This is a genomic window from Rhizobium tropici CIAT 899 (assembly GCF_000330885.1).
In the GTDB taxonomy this organism is placed as follows: domain Bacteria; phylum Pseudomonadota; class Alphaproteobacteria; order Rhizobiales; family Rhizobiaceae; genus Rhizobium; species Rhizobium tropici.
Genome location: NC_020059.1, coordinates 1,303,997 through 1,322,390, shown reverse-complemented (window position 1 = coordinate 1,322,390; position 18,394 = coordinate 1,303,997). Strand labels below are relative to the sequence as shown.

Genomic DNA, 18,394 nt, shown 5'->3' with positions numbered 1-18,394 from the left:
CAAAAAGCGCACAACGATCGGGCCGGCAATGCGTTCAAGCCGGACACGCAGGGAACGTGTCCAGCTTGCTTTGACTTGAAGGTCGCAAGATCAATCCCTGCCACTCACTTACAGGCGATGGAGGATTTAATCGTTCTAGAAGTGGTCGAGAACCGATTTGCGGGTCCATTCGCAGCACGTTGTGCGACCTTTACGGCTAGGCAATTAGTAACGAACGTTAAGCCCTATTGTGGAAAATTCTCCTAATAGCTCACGGAAATGTCGACCGCGAAAGCCGCAAGCGCGGAATCATTTTTTAGAGTCTCGATCCGCTGACGGCTTTGGTCGGTGTCCGGCACAAAGAAAACAAAGTTGTTCCCGTTATTTTCCATCATGATGGCGTCGGGAAATCTATTCAATAATACCGTGTCGATGAAGCTCTTTAGTTGCTCCAATGAGGTATCTTGACGGGCTCGAATCTCCAAGGCAATCGACCTAGCCTTCCTTCTGTGATCACGGTATCCGCCGAGAAGGGGGGAATTTCCTAGCTGCATTTCAATCAAATCAAGACGATTGCCCAAATACTCCATCTGTTCCTGAGCAATCTTTTCAGAAGGCGTCGCGTTTTTTTCAAATTGAAGCTTGCCCCGTGAGAACGTCACTGGATTGTCGATGACATGCGCCTCGTCCGTCGCTTCCTTCGCGTATTCAAGCAAAGCCGCGCGAGCGGCGCGAATATCGACAGGTCGCCGCCGTGAAAATTTTATCGACCTGAATGGCGCAATATCGAATGGAATTCTCTGGCCTTCGATGTGCATATGAATAATGGGCTTCTGAATGGTGTGACGTATGCCGATCTCGTAGAAAGCATTGGGATTAAGCGTTGTGAGATCTGCAATAACGATCTCCGCTTCCAGTAGGGCAGTTATGACCTGCGTGTTTATCTGTCCAGGATTGGAAATCTTATCCGCGCGCTGCACGCTATACTCTGGGAAATGCTCATTGAAAACGGGCAGTATGATTTCTTCAAGCAACCAATCCGCGTGTATTCGATCATCACTGTCGTCATCGCCAATCGGGCCAACGACGAAACATCGCTTCTTGTCCACTTTTCCAATCATCTCAAACCTCTTTTGCGGAATGCTATGTTTAGCAACTCGAGGAAGACTTACAAGCCAGCCGTGCTAACGCATACGTCTTGGTCTACCCTGTCGTGTGACAAGGGGCCTACAATGCTCTCGCGCCCAGTTCATGCACAAACGGGCGCAACGTGGCGTCTTCTCTCGCCTCGCTACACCCGTTTGTGTCAGTCTCGAGTTTCTAAAAAGCCGGAGGGAACGCCAGCTTGGTAGATTACATGCGGTAGGCGATGCTGTCGTTCCAGAAGCGGTCGAGGCGCTGCAGGAGCTTGTTCATCTGGGTGAATTCATCGGTGCCGATGCCGCCGACCTTGTCGATCGAGCCGATGTGGCGCTCATAGAGCTTGGCAACGGTTTCGGCGATATCCTGGCCGGTTTCCGTCAGGCTGATGCGGACCGAGCGGCGGTCGATGCGCGAGCGCTGATGGTTGATGAAGCCGAGGTCGACCAGCTTCTTGACGTTGTAGGAAACGTTGGAGCCGAGGTAGAAACCGCGCGAGCGCAGTTCGCCGGCCGTCAGCTCGGAGTTGCCGATATTGAAAAGGAGCAGCGCCTGGACGGCGTTGACGTCGTCGCGACCCTGACGGTCGAACTCGTCCTTGATAACATCAAGCAGGCGACGGTGCAGACGCTCGACCAGGTGAAGGGATTCCATGTAGAGAGCCCGGATGTCATCAACCTGCTGATCCCGAGCGTTTGCAACTGCCTGCGGCTTGATTTTCGTGTTCATCATGACTTGGCCTCACTCTGTTTTGTTTGGCGGTGTCGTTTTCTTCCCGCCTTGAGTGAGACCCTATCGAATACACATAAAATTCTACTTAAACTGCAGGCTTAACAGCACCTTACCAGGACGTGTTGCTGTCTCAGGGTAAATCAACCATTACCTGCTGCTGACGGCGCCGGCGTTTTTCCTGCCATAGCAGGATGCGGAAAAGGCAATAAATCACGGCGACGCAGGCATGCAAGACCATGATCAGCGGATTGGATCCAAATATCTCCGGCCATACGCCATACATCAGTGCCTGCCCACCTGCCGCCACCACCCACATGACCGGCCCCCAGGAGACAGTAAGCCACAATCCGAGGGCTGCGACCGGGAAAACCACCGCAAGCCCGGCGCCCGCGACCTTCCAAGGGAGAGCGAGCAGATCGAAGCGCGCATGGCCATCCAGCGAGTAGCCGACCAGCATGGCCCAATATTGCAGGCCGAGCCAAAAGCAGGCGATCGCGATCAGCCGCAGGAACAGCACGAACAGGATGTCCGTCAGCGTATTCTTGGGTACGGTCGAAGAATCAGGTTCCATGCGCGAACAATACGTAGGAGGCACGTGCCTCGCCAGAATATAATGGCTGCGGCCTTTCGCCTGGTTTTGAATCCTGGGGACGGCGTGATAGGTACGCCCCCAATATAGAATGCCATAAATAGACGAAGAAGGATGGCGGCATCATGGAGAACAAGACGCATCTCGTTGACGAGATTACCGGTCATCGGCGCGTGCGGCGTAACCGCAAGGCCGATTGGACACGCCGTCTCGTGCAGGAAAACCGGCTGACGGTCGACGATCTCATCTGGCCGATCTTCGTGATCCCGGGCACCGGCATCGTCGAGCCGATCCCTGCCATGCCCGGCGTCAACCGCATGACCGTGGACATGGCGGTAGAAGCGGCAAAGGAAGCGGCCGATCTCGGCATCCCCGCGCTTGCCACCTTCCCCAACATCGAAATGGAGCTGCGCGACGAGACCGGCTCCAACAGCCTCGAGAAGAACAATCTCATCAATCTCGCTACCGCCGCAATCAAGAAGGCCGTGCCGAACATTGGCGTCATCACAGACGTCGCGCTCGACCCTTTCACCAGCCACGGCCATGACGGCATCCTGCGCGGCAATGAAATCGTCAATGATGAAACGGTCGAACAGGTGGCGCGTGCCGCGGTCTACCAGGCGGATGCCGGCGCCGATATCATCGCGCCCTCGGAAATGATGGACGGGCGCATCGGCGCGATCCGCCAGGCGCTCGATGCAGCCGGACACCAGAGCGTCGGCATCATGAGCTACGCGACGAAATTCAGCTCGGCCTTCTATGGTCCCTACCGCGAGGCGATTTCGACCGGCGGCCTGCTGAAGGGCGACAAGAAGACCTATTACATCGATCCGGCGAACGGCACCGAAGCCGTGCGCGACGCCACGCTCGACGTCGAGGAAGGTGCCGACATGCTGATGGTCAAGCCCGGCCTGCCCTATCTCGACATCTGCTGGCGGCTGAAAGAGGCGTTCGGCCTTCCGACCTTCGCCTATCAGGTCTCCGGCGAATACGCGATGATCAAGGCGGCCGCCGCCAACGACTGGATCGATGGTGATCGCGTGATGCTCGAAACCCTGCTCGCCTTCAAGCGCGCTGGCTGCGACGGCATCCTCACTTATTTTGCTGTCGATGTGGCGCGACATCTTGCGAAGAAATAGCTCGGGCTGCCGGCTTATTGTATTTGCCGCACCTGATACCATATGTTCGGCAAATGTTTCCCAAGGAGGAAAACAATGAGCCTAAACCCCAGCCCGCTCTATGCAGCACCGGACGACTGGCGCGCCTATAGTGGCGTGCTGAGCCGGCGCATCTTTGCGCTCATCGTCGATTACATCATCGTCGCGCTGCTGTGCATTCCCGCGGCTGTGCTTCTGTTTTTCGTTTCGATCCTGACGCTGGGGCTCGGCTTCTTCCTTTATCCGGTGCTGTTCGTTCTCGTTGCGGGCCTCTATTTCGGCTGGACGCTCGGCGGTCCCTACCAGGCTTCGCTCGGCATGCGCGCCATGGGTCTCACCATGGTTCGTGTCGACGGCCGGCGCATGGATTTCCTGACGGCGATCGTCCATCTCGCACTGTTCTGGATCCTGAATTCCGTCCTGACGCCGCTTATCCTGCTGGTGGGTCTCTTTACCGACCGCAGCCGGCTTGTGCATGACCTGCTGCTCGGCACCGTCATCGCTCGAACGGCCTAAAACGACGCATAATCTTGGGACACCGCACGGATCTCCTGCGGAGCCACTGGCGCGCGGGAGATATTTCTGTGCATGGTCAATTAGGAAACTTCGATCTTTAGCGAAGGACGTAGTTGACGTTTTCTAAACTTGGGCCATGCTTGTAGAAAACGGGTGCCGAAAGAAAGGTCAATCAACGGCAGATGAACACGCAGTCGACGCCTTCTCCGCAGTTTTATCTGACGGCACCGGCTTCCTGCCCGTACCTGCCGCATGAGATGGAGCGCAAGGTCTTCACGCACCTTGTGGGGCCTCGTGCTGCCGAGATGAACGATATCCTGACGCAGGGCGGCTTCAGGCGTTCTCAGAACATCGCCTATCGTCCCGCCTGCGAATCGTGCCGGGCCTGCATATCGGTCCGCATCCTGGCGCAGGAGTTCGAGCCCACCCGGTCGATGAAACGGGTGCTGACGGCCAACAGCGATATCATCGCCACCGAATTTCCGGCGCAGCCCTCCAGCGAGCAATATTGGCTCTTCCGCCGCTATCTCGACTATCGTCATCAGCAAGGCGGCATGTCCGACATGACCGTGCTCGACTATGCGATCATGGTCGAGGACACGCATGTGAACACGCGCATCATCGAGTATCGCCGCCGCGAGGAAGGTTCAGGGCTGGAGCAGCGTCCGAAGGGTGAACTGCTGGCCGCGGCTCTGACCGATGTGATGAGCGACGGGCTGTCCATGGTCTATTCCTATTTCAATCCCGATCTCGACGAGCGATCACTCGGCACCTTCATGATCCTCGATCATATCAAGCGGACGAAGACGCTGGGGTTGCCGCATGTCTATCTCGGCTATTGGGTTAAGGGTTCGCGCAAGATGGACTACAAGACCCGCTTTCAGCCGCAGGAACATCTGACGCCGCGCGGCTGGGAACGTTTCGACCCCGCAGCCGACGGCGACAAAGATACCTTCCGCTGAATGTTTTCCCATCTCTCGGACCATAAGAAGGGCCTGCTGCTGACGACGCTCGGCGGTCTGGCGCTGTCGATGGATATCCCGCTGATACGGCTTTCCAGCGGTGAAGTCTGGTCGGTGCTGTCGGCTCGCAGCCTTGCGACCATCGTCGTGGCGCTGGCCGCCCTTTTCGTCATCCGTCGGGTCACGGGCTCGTTGCAAACTGTGCTGCCGGGCTGGCTCGGAATTCCGGTTGGCTTCTTCTACGGGCTGACCACCATCACCTTCCTTCTCGCCGTCTATTATACCAAGGCGGCAAATGTGGTCTTCATCATCGCCCTCAACCCGATGTTCACCGCCCTGCTCTCGTGGATCTTCCTCAAGGAGCGCCCTGCCCTTTCCACATTAGTTACCATGGCTGTCATGATCCTCGGGGTTGGTCTGATCGTGGGAGATGGTATGGAGGGCGGCCATCTGCTTGGCGACGCGCTTTCTGTGCTCGCATCGCTTTCCATCGCCTGCGCCATCACGATCAGTCGCGCCTCGGGCCGGGACATGGGTTTTGCTTCCTTGCTGGCGGCCGTCATTCCGGCGGCAGTCGGGCTCTATCATATGATGCCCTCGGGCTTTTCCATCGATCATCCGGGCTGGATCCTTTTCGACGGCGCTGTGCTGATGCCGCTTTCCTTCTGGTGCCTTGCGACGGGCACGCGTTTTCTTTCGGCGCCGGAAGTGGCAATGTTCTATCTGCTGGAAACGATTCTCGCGCCGATCTGGGTCTGGCTGATCTTTTCCGAGGCGCCGACCAATATGACGCTTGCCGGTGGCGCGATCCTCATCCTGGCACTGGCCGCTCACTCGCTATGGCAAGCCCGGGTGAAAGCCAGAGCAGCAATCACCGCACAGAGCCTTGCGCATTGAAGTGGTCCTCTTCCGATGTTATAACCAGGTTATCACATTGGAGCTAAGGCATGAACGTCACCATCCGCAAAATCGGCAATTCCGAGGGCGTGATTATTCCGAAGGAAGTTCTCCAGAAGCTTGGTTTGAAGAGCGGCGATGCACTGGAGATACGCGAAGTGAACGGCAATATCGAGTTGGTTCCGGAGCGCGCCGATCTTGCCGAACAACTGCGAGCTGCGCGGCTTGGCATGCAGAAATATCGTGCCGCTCTGCGTGAACTTGCAAAGTGACCGAATACAAATGGCTCTCCCGCGAAGCCATCGAGATCATGCACGAGGAACAACTCGCCGAGCATGGTGGCTTGCCGGGTTTAAAGGATGAAAATGCTTTGGAAGCGGCGTTGGCCCGTCCGCTCAACAAGGCTGCCTATGGCGAAAATGACGTATTCGCTCTGGCCGCCGCTTATCTTTATGGCCTAGTGCGGAACCATCCTTTTTCCGACGGGAACAAAAGAACTGGTTACCTGGCAGCGTTCACATTTCTCTACATCAATGGCTATCTGATTGAAGCCGACGATGGGATGATCGTGACGTTTGTATTGGGTGTCGCGGCCGGGGAAATCGATGAAATAGGTGCGACTCAATTCCTGAAAGATTTCAGCGTTCCGCTGGCCTGATGACAGCTACCCCTTAGCCGCAACACCCCCGGCCCTTCGCTAGAGCTAAGGGCATTCGTCGCTGCAATCGACCCGCTGGGTCGATTGCTCAAGCTTTGTCCGACCGCTCCTCACCCAGAAAACCTGCCGCTTCTGGGGAAGCCCTTCGGCACGGCGCGGCCGGCGCCGGCGCGGTCGCCCAGCCATTCCACCAACTCGTCCTTGGTCTTGGTGAAGGTGCGGCCGGCACTGTCTTCCCATGTCAGGCCATCGACAATCGCGAAGCACCTGACATCGGCGATGCCGCCATCCTTGTATTTCTGAAGGCGCACGCCCTTACCGCGTGACATTTCCGGCACCTGCGCGAGCGGGAAGATGAGCATCTTGCGATTCTCGCCGACCACGGCAACGTGATCGCCTGATATCGGGACGAGAAGCTTGGTCTCGTCGGGATAGGAGACGTTCATGATCTGCTTGCCCTTGCGGGTATTGGCGACCAGCTCCGCCTCGGCAACGATGAAGCCGTTGCCCGCCGTCGATGCGATCATCTGCTTGCGCTGGGGATCGTGGACGAAGGCGGTCAGCACATCCTGATCGTTTTCCATGTCGATCATGATGCGCAGCGGTTCGCCATGGCCTCGGCCACCGGGCAGCTTGTCGCCGCCGAGCGTATAGGCCTTGCCGCCCGTCGTGATGATGAGGATCTTGTCCGTCGTCTGCGCCGGGAAGGCAACCTTAAGACCATCGCCTTCCTTGAAGGTCAGCGAGGACGTATCGGAAATGTGGCCCTTGAGGGCGCGGATCCACCCCTTTTCCGAAACGACGACGGTAATCGGCTCCTTCTCGATCATCGCCTGCTGGATAGCCTCATCATCGGCTTCGGGCGCTTCGGCAAACTGCGTGCGGCGGCGACCGATCTCGGTGGCCTTGGCGAATTTCTTCTTCACCTCGCCGATTTCCCAGGCAACGGTCTGCCACTGCTTTTCTTCCGAAGCCAGCAGCGCCTCGATATCGGCCTTCTCCTTTGTCAGGCCATCGAATTCCTTGCGGATCTCGAACTCTTCCAGCTTGCGCAAGGAGCGCAGCCGCATGTTGAGGATCGCCTCGACCTGATTGTCCGTGAGGCCGAACCGCTCCATCATGACGGGCTTCGGCTCATCCTCCTCACGGATGATGGCAATGACCTCATCGATGTTGAGATAGGCGACCAGCAAGCCGCCGAGAATTTCGAGCCGCTTTTCGATGGCCGCCAGGCGGAAGCGGGAGCGGCGCAGCAAGACTTCGCGGCGATGATCCAGCCATTCCTTCAACACCTCGTTCAGGGCCATGACCCTGGGGATACGGCCCATGGACAGAACGTTCATATTGAGCGGGAAACGGCTCTCAAGCTCGGTCAACTTGAACATCGATTCCATCAGGATCGTCGCGTCGACGGTGCGGCTTTTCGGCACGAGAACGACGCGGATATCCTCAGCGGATTCGTCGCGGATGTCCTCGAGCAGCGGCAGTTTGCGCGCCAGCAGCAGTTCGGCGATCTTTTCGATCAGCCGCGACTTCTGAACCTGGAACGGAATTTCGGTGACAACGATCTGGTAGCCGCCACGGCCGAGATCCTCGATCTCCCATTTGGACCGGACACGGAAGCCGCCACGGCCGGTCTTGTAACTTTCTATAATGCTCTGGCGATCATCGATAATGATGCCACCGGTTGGAAAGTCGGGACCTGGAATATACAGCTCCACCAGCTTTTCGACCGTCGCATCGCGATCCTTGATCAGATGCAAGGCGGCGTCGCAAAGCTCGTGAGCATTGTGCGGCGGGATGGAGGTCGCCATGCCGACAGCGATGCCGGAAGAGCCGTTGGCGAGCAGATTGGGAAAAGCTCCAGGCAGAACGATCGGTTCAGAATTCGACTCGTCATAGGTGTCGCGGAAATCGACCGCGTCCTGATCGATACCCTCGAGCAGCAGTTCGGAAACCGCCGTCATCTTGGATTCGGTGTAACGCATCGCGGCCGGGCTATCGCCATCGATATTGCCGAAATTGCCTTGGCCGTTGACCAGTGTGTAGCGCTGCGAGAAATCCTGAGCGAGACGGGCCAGCGCATCATAAATCGATTGGTCGCCATGCGGGTGATAGTTACCCATCACCTCGCCGACGATCTTGGCGCATTTGCGGAACGCGGCATTGGGGCGCAGCCCCATCTCGCTCATCGCATAGACGATGCGGCGATGCACCGGCTTCAGCCCGTCACGAACGTCCGGAAGCGCGCGTTGCGTAATCGTCGACAAGGCATAGGCCAGGTAACGCTCTTCGAGCGCGGCCTTCAGATCGACCGGAAGGATATTGTCGTCGCCGTCACCGGGCGGCGGAGTCAGATTTTTTCCCATGGCTCTTGACTATAAGAGATGGCGATTCCGGGCAAGAAATCGGTGGAAAGCACCTGTGGATGAAGGCGTTTCAGCTCTCTTGCGAGATGGCGACCGATACATTTTTGCTGCGCCTGCCTTCAACATTCATTGTCATTGGATTCTCAGAGAAAGATCAATATAAGTCAGCCCAGCACACGCCCAATCTGTATGCCCATGCCTATACCACCGGCTTAAAGAGGAAACGCCATAATGACTTTCTATCGGACCACGCGGCTGATGCTTTGCAGCGCCGCCATCATGTCTTTCGCCAGCTCCGCTTTCGCGCTCGACGGCAATGATCTGCTGAAAAAGATCAACGATCTCTACGGCCAGCAGGGCGGTTCGATTGCAACTACCGGCATCGATGTCGACGGCGGCACGGTGACGCTGAAGGGTGCAAGCTTCAAGGCAGCCGGCATGGAGGACAGCATTCCGCTCGGCGACATCACCCTTGATGGCGTCGAGGAAAACAACGGCGGCTATACGATCGAGGAAATCGATTTTGCCGATGTCGACTTCAACAAGGACGGCGCCTCTGTTTCCGCCACCGACCTCAAGTTGACCGGTGTCGAGATCCCGGCCGACGCGAGCAAGGGCGACCTAAGCTCGCTATTCTACTACAAGAGCGCCCATGCAGGTGCCGTGTCCGTGACCAAGGACGATGTCGAGGTGTTCTCGATCGAGGGCGCAGACGCCAATACGAAGAAGCGCGACGACAAGTCTGGCCTCGATTTCGATGCCAAGATCAACGGCATCAAGGCCGATCTCAGCAAAGTCGACGATGCGAAGACCAAGGAAGCCATCGAGGCGCTGAAGCTGCAGCAGATCGACGGCACTGTCTCCATGAAGGGCAGCTGGGACATGGGACCCGGCACCATCAACATCAGCGAATATTCCTTCGACTTCAGGGACATCGGCAAGCTGAACCTCGCCTTCAGCATTTCTGGCTACACGCCCGCCTTCGCCAAGTCGCTGCAGGATGCGCTGAAGACGGTTCGCTCCAATCCGAACCAGCAGGAAGCACAGCAGTCCGCCGGCCTCGCCATGCTTGGCCTGCTGCAGCAGCTCACCTTCAATAGCGCTGCGATCCGCTTCGACGATGCCTCGATCACCGCACGCGCGCTCGATTTCGCCGGCAAGCAGCAGGGCGTCACGGGCAAGCAGCTCGCCGACACGCTGAAGGCAATGACGCCGATCATGATGGCGCAGCTTAACATTCCGGAGCTGCAGAATGCCGTCTCCGCAGCGGTCAGCACTTATCTCGACAATCCGAAGAGCCTGACAGTTACCGCTGCCCCCGGCAAGCCGGTGCCAGTGCCGATGATCATCGGTGCCGCCATGGGCGCACCGCAAACGATACCGCAGGTCATCGGCCTCAAGGTTTCCTCGAACGACTGAGCAGCCGCTCTTTGAACCATCCAAAACCCGGCGATCTCGGTCGCCGGGTTTTCCTTTGCCTCAAAGCTCGGAGGCTTTCAGAAGCTGATACGTCCTAAGCTCGTTAAGCGCATGGGACATCAGGGCAAGCAATTCCTCCGTGGTCGCACCGTCGCGGGCCTGAACGGACATGCCCTGCACGATCGCACCGAGAAAGCGCGCCAGCGACCGAGGATCGGCGTCAGGCCGGATATCGCCTTCCGCGATGCCGCGTTCAATCCGGGCGGTGAAGATATCCAGCGTCTGCAGGCGCATCGATGCGACATGATGGGCGATCGGCTCATTCTCCTCCGCGCAATTCAGCACCGCCGTCGATATCATGCAGCCCTTTGGATGCTCCGGCGCCGTGAAGATCCTGGCGGAGTTCGTCAGAAAGCGCTCGAACGCAGTCACGGTATCCAACTTGTCCTGAAAGGGATTGCCGGGTTCCGGACGGGGCATGCGCCGATATTGATCGAGCGTCTCGCGATAGAGCTCGGCCTTCGAACCGAAGGCGGCATAGAGACTTTGCGGCGTAATACCCATCGCCGCCGTCAGATCGGCAATCGAGGAACCGTCATAGCCATGCTGCCAGAAAGTATCCCGCGCCGCGGCAAGAACCGTTTCGCGATCGAAAGCGGGCGGGCGCCCACGCTTGCGCGGTGACGAATTGTCCTTCTCTTCAATATTTTTCACAATGGTCACTCTAGAATTATTTCCCGACTTGGTTTATTCAGGAATGGTCATTGTGATTATATAAGGTTTTGCCCCATGAGTCTTCCCCTGGAAAATTCCGTTCCTCTCGGTGACGGCAGCCTTGCTGAAGGCGTCGATGCTGCAATCGATTCCGCCCTCGCGGACAAAAAGCTGGTCGGAACCGTCGTTCTGATCGCTCAAGACGGCGAATTGGTCTACACCCGCGCCGCCGGTCTGGCGGACCGGGAAAACAGGGTGGCCATGCGGGAAGATGCCATCTTCCGCCTCGCCTCCGTTACCAAGCCGATCGTCACTATTACCGCCATGCGGCTCGTCGAACAGGGCCGTATCGGGCTCGACGATCCAATCACCAAATGGCTGCCGGATTTCCGGCCGCGTCTGCCTGATGGCGGCGAAGCCGTGATCCGCATCCGGCACCTCCTTACGCACACCTCAGGATTGGGCTACACATTCGCCGAGGCGCAGGACGGCCCCTATCACAAGGCTGGCGTATCCGACGGGCTGGACACTCCAGGCCGATCATTGGCTGACAACCTCCAGCGCCTCGCAAGCGCCCCCCTTCTCTTTGCACCTGGTGAAAGCTGGCAGTATTCCCTGGCGATCGATGTCCTTGGCGGCATCATCGAGAAGGAAACCGGCGGCCCGCTCGGCGATGCGGTTGCAGAGCTTGTCATGAAGCCGCTCGGCCTTTCCGACACGGGCTTTTACGTGCGCGACCGCAGCCGCCTGGCAGCCGCCTATGTGAATGATGCTCCCGAGCCGCAACGGATGGGCGACGAGGCGCTCGTTCCAATCTTCGACGGCACGATCCGCTTTGCACCCGACAGGATATTCGATCCCGCTTCCTACCACTCCGGCGGCGCCGGTATGGCCGGAACGGCAAGCGACATCCTCGCCATTCTGGACACGATCAGAAAGGGTGGAGCACCGCTGCTATCGGCCGATACGGTGAATACCATGATGGCCGATCAGGCGGGCGGGCATATGCAGGCGCAACAAGCGGGCTTCGGGTTCGGCTACGGCTGGTCCGTTGTTCTCGATCCCGTGGTCGCGCAGGTCCCCTTCTCGGCTGGCACGATCAAATGGGGCGGCGTCTATGGGCATAGCTGGTTTGTCGACGCCGAAAAGGGCCTGACGGTGGTCGCCCTGACCAATACGACCCTTGAGGGCATGTGGGGCCAGTTTACGACGGATCTGGCGAAAGCGGTCTATGCCGCGATTTGATTGAGATCAGCGTCCCAAACAAAAACCCGGCGATTTTCGGTCGCCGGGTTTTGCATTTTGATTAACCTTGGAGGACTCAGTCCTTCTTGACCGGCGGCACCGGGCGGATCGCCAGTTCGCGCAGCTGCGTCGGCGTTGCGGCCGAGGGAGCGCCCATCAGCAGATCCTGCGCCTGCTGGTTCATCGGGAACAGCGAGATCTCGCGCAAGTTCTTGGCGCCGACCAGCAGCATGACGATGCGGTCGATACCGAAGGCAGCGCCGCCGTGCGGAGGCGCGCCATACTGGAAGGCGCGGTAAAGGCCGCCGAAGCGCTCTTCGACGTCGGTCTGGCTGAGGCCGACCTTTTCGAAGGCGGCGACCATGGTTTCTGGCGACTGGTTACGGATCGAGCCCGAAGCGATTTCGAAGCCGTTGCAGACCGCGTCGTACTGGAACGCCTTGATCGTGAGGGGATCCTGGTTCTGCAGCGCCTCAAGGCCGCCCTGCGGCATCGAGAACGGGTTGTGGGCGAAATCGACCTTCTTTTCTTCCTCGCTCCATTCGAAGAACGGGAAGTCGACGATCCAGCACAGCTCGAAACGGTCGCGATCGACCAGGTTCAGCTCTTCGCCAGCCCGGGTGCGGGCCTCGCCGGCAAACTTGTAGAACTTGGAGGGATCGCCGGCGACGAAGAAGCAGGCATCGCCGTCATCGAGGCCGAGCTGGGTGCGGATCGCATCCGTGCGCTCTTCGCCGATGTTCTTGGCAAGCGGGCCTGCGCCTTCAAGCTTTTCGCCTTCCTTGCGCCAGAAGATGTAGCCGAGGCCGGGCTGGCCCTGGCTCTGCGCCCAGGCATTCATTCGATCGCAGAAGGCGCGCGAACCGCCGGTCTTGGCCGGAATTGCCCAGACTTCGACCTTCGGGTTGGAGGCGATCATGTTGGCGAAGACCTTGAAGCCGGAACCGGCAAAATGCTCGGTGACGGCTTCCATGACGATCGGGTTGCGCAGGTCCGGCTTGTCGGAGCCATACTTGCGGATGGCAACGTCATAGGGGATGCGCGGCCATTCCTTGGTGACCGGCTTGCCGTCGGCAAACTCTTCGAACACCTGGGTCATCAGCGGACCCATGGTGTTCCAGACGTCTTCCTGCGTCACGAAGCTCATTTCGAGGTCGAGCTGGTAGAATTCTCCCGGCAGGCGATCGGCGCGCGGGTCTTCATCGCGGAAGCACGGAGCGATCTGGAAGTAGCGGTCGAAGCCGGCAACCATCAGCAGCTGTTTGTACTGCTGCGGCGCCTGCGGCAGCGCGTAGAAGGTGCCGGGATGGATACGGCTCGGCACGAGGAAGTCGCGCGCGCCTTCCGGCGACGAGGCCGTCAGGATCGGGGTCGTGTATTCAGTGAAACCGACTTCGCCCATGTGGCGGCGCATCGACGAGATGACCTGCGTGCGCTTGACGATGTTCCGGTGCAGCGTTTCCCGACGCAGATCGAGGAAGCGATACTTGAGACGCACGTCTTCCGGATAGTCGGGCTCGCCGAAGACGGGAAGCGGCAGTTCCTTGGCGGCGGAGAGCACTTCGATCTCCTGAGCGTAAAGCTCGATCTCGCCGGTCGGCATGTTCTTGTTGACGGTGTCTTCCGTACGGGCCTTGACCAAGCCGTCGATGCGGATGACCCACTCGCCGCGAACGGTTTCGGCGAGCTTGAAGGCCGGAGAATCAGGGTCGGCAACGACCTGGGTGATGCCGTAGTGATCGCGCAGGTCGATGAACAGCACACCGCCATGATCTCGGACGCGATGGACCCAGCCGGAGATACGGACAGTCGAACCGACGTCGGACTTGCGCAGGGCGGCGCATGTGTGGCTGCGATAGAGATGCATAGTATATATCCTGGACTTGGCGGGCAGCGGCGAAAGGACACGCAAACCCCTCGCCCGCCGACGAGAAAATCGGGCGGAAAAGCGCATGGCACGCCCGATTTGTCAAGGCTCGAACACCGCTTCTATCTCGCCCCCGGCGGGCGAGAAAGCAAAAACTTAGGCTTAGATGAGGGCTCGCCCCTCTTCTAAGTCTTAGTTTTTGCAAGAGAGGGGGTAGGTGGGGACGCATGGCTATTGAACTAGACTGAACAAGAACCAGATCCACCGCTCTTGCAATTTCAATGGCTTAGAAATTGCGCCGGGCCTTTGTGAACGACGCAACGCCCGCATCTCGATAGCTGGACCAGTGAAACTACTGCTTCCGTTCGCCGAGTAAGAGAGAGGACTCGGAAAACCCTCACATAACGAGATCACTCCCTATTGTTACTCAGCTCGACGGGCATCGTCTTACATGCCATCGAGTGTTACTGTCACTTTGCGATTTCATACCCCGACGCATGGAGCGGTCCTTTCGGGATAGATGTTTTGCGCCAGCGAGCGCCGCAAGCATAGCCTTGCCCCCTAAAAAGTTCCGTCCGTGCTGATGCCGACCGTCCATCCATCAGCCGGCGATTTCCATGGCTTTTCTTTATTGCTGCTGAGTTCAACCGAGCTAGCCTGATTGGCTCCCGGAGTGTGGAACTCGAACCAATTCTCAGCGCCATGTCCAACGGGAGACTTGCAGTAAACATGATAATCTACGTGCGTGATAACGGACGTGCCCTGCCTATAGACTGCGTGTAGATTGATCCACATCGGTCTCAAAGGGCGACCGTTACTGACCTTGATTGTGATCCGATCGTCTTGATGCACATAAACATCAACGAACTGATTTTTATCATCCTGATGAAAGTAGTGCGGCCCACTTGTATCTTTTTTTACATCAGCAGATTGAGCAACGTTCGAGGCTAATACCAAGACAACGATAATCGATAGACAGATTTCGATAGATTTTGACATCTGCACCTCCAAATATTGCCACCCAATACATCGACTATACCATTCGAGAAATGCGTTTAGGAGCACTGATTTTGCAATGCTCGCCAACCCAGCGACTCTTACCTTTCTGCAGGCGCACTGCCACCAGCATCTATAACTAACGGTGCTTCGAGACACACAAAATCTACCATCTGTTTTCAACTTTAGATTTTAATTATACTCCAAGATTGCATACCATAAGTAGTCTACGCAGCAGTTTGATGACCTCAATGCTATTGCTGAACGCTCTAGTCAACTTTAAACAGGCATCGTTATATCGTCGCCCCGGAGCATAACATGCCGATCCTTACACGCCGCAATCTGCTCAAAGCTTCAGCCGTTGCCGGCGCCTATGGGGTAGGCCTTGGCATTGCCGGGAAGTTCGCGGGCAAGGCGGTGGCAGCTGAGCCACTCAGGCTGAAAACCGCCAAGATCGAAGCCAATCTGACTGATGGTGGCATGACGAAAAGCGTGCTGACCTATGGCGAGGCAGGCATGCCGCCGGTGGTGCGCATGAAGAAGGGCCAACCCTTCGCCGCGCGGCTGATCAACGGCATAGACGATCCGACGACCATTCATTGGCACGGCATCCGGCTCCCCAACAATATGGACGGTGTGCCGTTCCTCACCCAGCCCTATGTCTATACCGGCGATCATTTCGATTATGCCTTTACGCCCCCGGATGCCGGTACTTTCTGGTATCATCCGCATTGCAATACGCTGGAGCAGATGGGCCACGGCATGACCGGCGTCATCGTGGTGGAAAATCCCAAGGATCCTACCTTCGATTCGGAAGTTGTGCTCAATCTGCGCGACTGGCGCCTGGGGGGAGACGGACAGTTTATTGCGCAATTCAGGCCGCGCGATGCGGCAAAATCCGGCACCTACGGCACCGTCCGGACCGCCAACTGGCAGCAAGAGCCGCAATATGACGCGCCTTCCGGCGGGCTCGTGCGGCTGCGTATTGCCATTACCGATGTCACGCGCATCTATTCCTTCCGCATGGACGGCGCCGAGGCGACGGTGATCGCCATCGACGGCAATCCCGTGCCGCAGCGCTTTCCGCTCGATCTGTTGCAGCTTGGGCCGGGGCAACGGCTGGAGCTTGCCGTGCGCATGCCCGACAGCGAAGGCGCGGTCGTCAAGCTCGAGGACATCAAGGGCACCAATCCGAAAGCACTGGCGACGCTGCGCGCCGTCGGCGCATCATTGAAGCGCGACGTGCGCGATCTGGCGCCGCTCGAAGATAATCCCGTGCAGAAGGCAGACCTCGGTTCCGCTACCCATATTCCGCTGATCCTGAGCTCGACGGCAGAGAACACCGCTGACAACAGCATATGCGGCTCGCTCGGCTACAGCTTCTGGGCCATCAACAAGGTACCGTGGCCGGGTGACACCCCCGATCCCACGGCGCCGCTTGCCGAGCTCAAACTCGGCAAGAGCTATGTCATCGACATGGAAAATGTCACGCCGCATAGCCACCCGATCCACCTGCATGGGATGAGCTTTACGGTCCTCTCCTCTTCGACTCGGCAGGTGCAGCCCTTTGTCTCCGATACCTATCTGATCCAGCCGGACGAAAAGGTGCAGCTGGCCTTCGTCGCCGACAATCCCGGCGATTGGCTGCTGCATTGCCATATCATCGAGCACCAGAAGACGGGCATGACGAGTTACGTGCGGGTGGCATAGGCGGTCGCAAGCCACCTCGATCGCAGGCAGTTTCGGTCGAAGCTGTCACAGTCCCCGGCAATTTCAGTGAAAAGCGAAATGCGACAAAGGCTTTGTCCGCGAAAGTATTGACATATCGGGCTGAAAGGAGAAGGAAGTTAAGGAAGTATTTTACCATTGAATGTGTTGATATGATCGAAACTACCGCCCAATTGGAGGCGGCCTGCCAAGAGCTGGCCAAGTCGGAATTCATTACCATCGATACGGAATTCCTGCGAGAAACGACCTTCTGGCCGGAGCTGTGTTTGATACAGATGGCAAGCCCCACCACCGAAGTGCTGGTGGACCCGCTGGCCAAGGGGCTGGATCTCGCGCCGTTCTTCGAACTGATGGCCAACTCATCGGTTTTGAAGGTGTTTCATGCTGCGCGCCAGGATATCGAAATCATTTTTCATCGCGGCAACCTCATTCCGCATCCAATCTTCGATACGCAAGTTGCGGCAATGGTTTGCGGCTTCGGCGATTCGGTTTCCTACGACCAGCTCGTCAGCCGCATCAAGAACGTCCATATCGACAAGTCCTCGCGCTTCACCGACTGGAGCCGGCGTCCGCTCTCGGAAAAGCAGCTGGATTATGCGCTTGCCGACGTGACGCATCTGCGCGACGTCTATCTCTCGCTCAAGGAGCAATTGCAGCGCGAAGGACGCGCCTCCTGGCTGCAGGAGGAGATGGCGATCCTGGAGGCGCGCGAGACCTACGACCTGCACCCCGACGATGCCTGGCAGCGGCTGAAGATGCGGCTGCGCAAACCGCAGGAGCTGGCCGTCCTTAAATTTGTGGCCGCCTGGCGCGAGCGCGAGGCCCGCGCACGCAACGTCCCGCGGGCACGCGTGCTGAAGGACGACGCGATCTATGAGATTGCCCAGCAGCAACCGAAAGACACCGAGGCACTTGCGCGGCTGCGCACCATCCCGAAGGGTTGGGAGCGCTCTGCCGCCGGTTCGGCGGTGCTTGAAGCGATCAACACGGCGCTGGCGCTGCCGAAATCCGAAATGCCGCATCCGCCGCGCCATCAGCAGGCTCCAGAGGGCACGGCTGCGGCTTCCGAACTGCTGAAGGTGCTATTGAAGCTGATTGCCGAAAAGCATGGCGTCGCCCCGAAAGTGATCGCCAACAGCGACGATCTCGACAAGATCGCGGCGGAGGGCGAGAAGGCCGATGTCGCGGCTCTGACCGGCTGGCGGCGCGATCTCTTCGGCGAGACAGCCCTGCAGCTTATCCAGGGCCAGGTGGCCCTGCGCTTCGTCGGCAAGCGGATCGAAACCGTCAGCCTCTAGTCGCGACATTCTCCTTTCCCGGCGCCTTGCGATTGCGTATGATTCGCGGACCAAGGTGTCGGTCGCCATCACGATTGCGCCGCAAATCTCGTGGAATGAACGTCTTGTGTAATCGTTCTATTCGATGA

Annotated in this window: 17 protein-coding genes; 10 read left to right on the top strand and 7 right to left on the bottom strand. The window is 58.2% G+C overall.

The features are described from left to right. Positions 1-242 precede the first annotated feature (242 nt). The 3 genes from RTCIAT899_RS31630 to RTCIAT899_RS06390 all read right to left on the bottom strand — a co-directional run bounded on the left by RTCIAT899_RS31630 (position 243) and on the right by RTCIAT899_RS06390 (position 2,422). Positions 243-1,100 (bottom strand): hypothetical protein, encoded by an 858-nt coding sequence (locus RTCIAT899_RS31630; protein ID WP_015339422.1) that lies wholly within the window; start codon positions 1,098-1,100, stop codon positions 243-245. Between the two features lie 232 nt (positions 1,101-1,332). After that, positions 1,333-1,848 (bottom strand): transcriptional regulator LdtR, encoded by a 516-nt coding sequence (gene ldtR, locus RTCIAT899_RS06395; protein ID WP_041677845.1) that lies wholly within the window; start codon positions 1,846-1,848, stop codon positions 1,333-1,335. A 133-nt stretch (positions 1,849-1,981) separates the two neighbouring features. Next, positions 1,982-2,422, bottom strand: a complete 441-nt coding sequence (locus tag RTCIAT899_RS06390; protein ID WP_015339420.1) for a DUF6163 family protein — start codon at positions 2,420-2,422, stop codon at positions 1,982-1,984. A gap of 143 nt (positions 2,423-2,565) precedes the next feature. Here RTCIAT899_RS06390 and hemB point away from each other — a divergent pair, with 143 nt between their 5' ends. From hemB to RTCIAT899_RS06360, 6 genes are all read left to right on the top strand, one after another. After that, the gene (gene hemB / locus RTCIAT899_RS06385; RefSeq protein WP_015339419.1) at positions 2,566-3,579 is read left to right on the top strand and encodes a porphobilinogen synthase; all 1,014 of its coding nucleotides are present in this window, start codon (positions 2,566-2,568) and stop codon (positions 3,577-3,579) included. Between the two features lie 75 nt (positions 3,580-3,654). Continuing rightward, positions 3,655-4,113: an RDD family protein gene (locus RTCIAT899_RS06380; protein WP_015339418.1), complete on the top strand. Its 459-nt coding sequence runs from the start codon at positions 3,655-3,657 to the stop codon at positions 4,111-4,113. 182 nt (positions 4,114-4,295) lie between these two features. Continuing rightward, the gene (locus RTCIAT899_RS06375) at positions 4,296-5,075 is read left to right on the top strand and encodes an arginyltransferase (RefSeq protein ID WP_015339417.1); all 780 of its coding nucleotides are present in this window, start codon (positions 4,296-4,298) and stop codon (positions 5,073-5,075) included. Further along, positions 5,076-5,972 (top strand): DMT family transporter, encoded by an 897-nt coding sequence (locus RTCIAT899_RS06370; RefSeq protein WP_015339416.1) that lies wholly within the window; start codon positions 5,076-5,078, stop codon positions 5,970-5,972. Between the two features lie 50 nt (positions 5,973-6,022). Beyond that, positions 6,023-6,244 (top strand): AbrB/MazE/SpoVT family DNA-binding domain-containing protein, encoded by a 222-nt coding sequence (locus RTCIAT899_RS06365; RefSeq protein ID WP_015339415.1) that lies wholly within the window; start codon positions 6,023-6,025, stop codon positions 6,242-6,244. After that, on the top strand, positions 6,241-6,630 hold the full coding sequence (locus tag RTCIAT899_RS06360; RefSeq protein ID WP_015339414.1) for a type II toxin-antitoxin system death-on-curing family toxin: 390 nt from the start codon (positions 6,241-6,243) through the stop codon (positions 6,628-6,630). Before RTCIAT899_RS06365 ends, RTCIAT899_RS06360 begins: the two co-directional genes overlap by 4 nt. Positions 6,631-6,740: 110 nt before the next feature. Here the strand turns inward: RTCIAT899_RS06360 and parC are convergent, their stop codons facing one another. Next, entirely contained in the window at positions 6,741-8,999 is a 2,259-nt protein-coding gene (gene parC, locus RTCIAT899_RS06355; RefSeq protein ID WP_015339413.1) for a DNA topoisomerase IV subunit A, read from the bottom strand. 231 nt (positions 9,000-9,230) lie between these two features. Between parC and RTCIAT899_RS06350 the strand changes: the two genes are divergently transcribed. Beyond that, positions 9,231-10,418: a YdgA family protein gene (locus RTCIAT899_RS06350; RefSeq protein ID WP_015339412.1), complete on the top strand. Its 1,188-nt coding sequence runs from the start codon at positions 9,231-9,233 to the stop codon at positions 10,416-10,418. Between the two features lie 60 nt (positions 10,419-10,478). Here RTCIAT899_RS06350 and RTCIAT899_RS06345 read toward each other — a convergent pair whose 3' ends face one another. Continuing rightward, positions 10,479-11,141 (bottom strand): TetR/AcrR family transcriptional regulator, encoded by a 663-nt coding sequence (locus tag RTCIAT899_RS06345; protein ID WP_015339411.1) that lies wholly within the window; start codon positions 11,139-11,141, stop codon positions 10,479-10,481. A 66-nt stretch (positions 11,142-11,207) separates the two neighbouring features. Between RTCIAT899_RS06345 and RTCIAT899_RS06340 the strand changes: the two genes are divergently transcribed. Further along, positions 11,208-12,377, top strand: a complete 1,170-nt coding sequence (locus tag RTCIAT899_RS06340; protein WP_015339410.1) for a serine hydrolase domain-containing protein — start codon at positions 11,208-11,210, stop codon at positions 12,375-12,377. 76 nt (positions 12,378-12,453) lie between these two features. Here RTCIAT899_RS06340 and aspS read toward each other — a convergent pair whose 3' ends face one another. Next, positions 12,454-14,244 (bottom strand): aspartate--tRNA ligase, encoded by a 1,791-nt coding sequence (gene aspS / locus RTCIAT899_RS06335; RefSeq protein ID WP_015339409.1) that lies wholly within the window; start codon positions 14,242-14,244, stop codon positions 12,454-12,456. Between the two features lie 561 nt (positions 14,245-14,805). Continuing rightward, positions 14,806-15,243 (bottom strand): hypothetical protein, encoded by a 438-nt coding sequence (locus RTCIAT899_RS06330; protein WP_041677329.1) that lies wholly within the window; start codon positions 15,241-15,243, stop codon positions 14,806-14,808. Between the two features lie 315 nt (positions 15,244-15,558). Between RTCIAT899_RS06330 and RTCIAT899_RS06325 the strand changes: the two genes are divergently transcribed. Both RTCIAT899_RS06325 and rnd read left to right on the top strand, forming a co-directional pair. Next, positions 15,559-16,950: a multicopper oxidase family protein gene (locus RTCIAT899_RS06325; RefSeq protein ID WP_015339407.1), complete on the top strand. Its 1,392-nt coding sequence runs from the start codon at positions 15,559-15,561 to the stop codon at positions 16,948-16,950. Positions 16,951-17,120: 170 nt separating this feature from the next. Further along, positions 17,121-18,266 carry a ribonuclease D gene (gene rnd, locus RTCIAT899_RS06320; protein WP_015339406.1) on the top strand — a complete coding sequence of 382 codons (1,146 nt, stop codon included), beginning with the start codon at positions 17,121-17,123 and terminating at the stop codon, positions 18,264-18,266. Positions 18,267-18,394 lie beyond the last annotated feature (128 nt).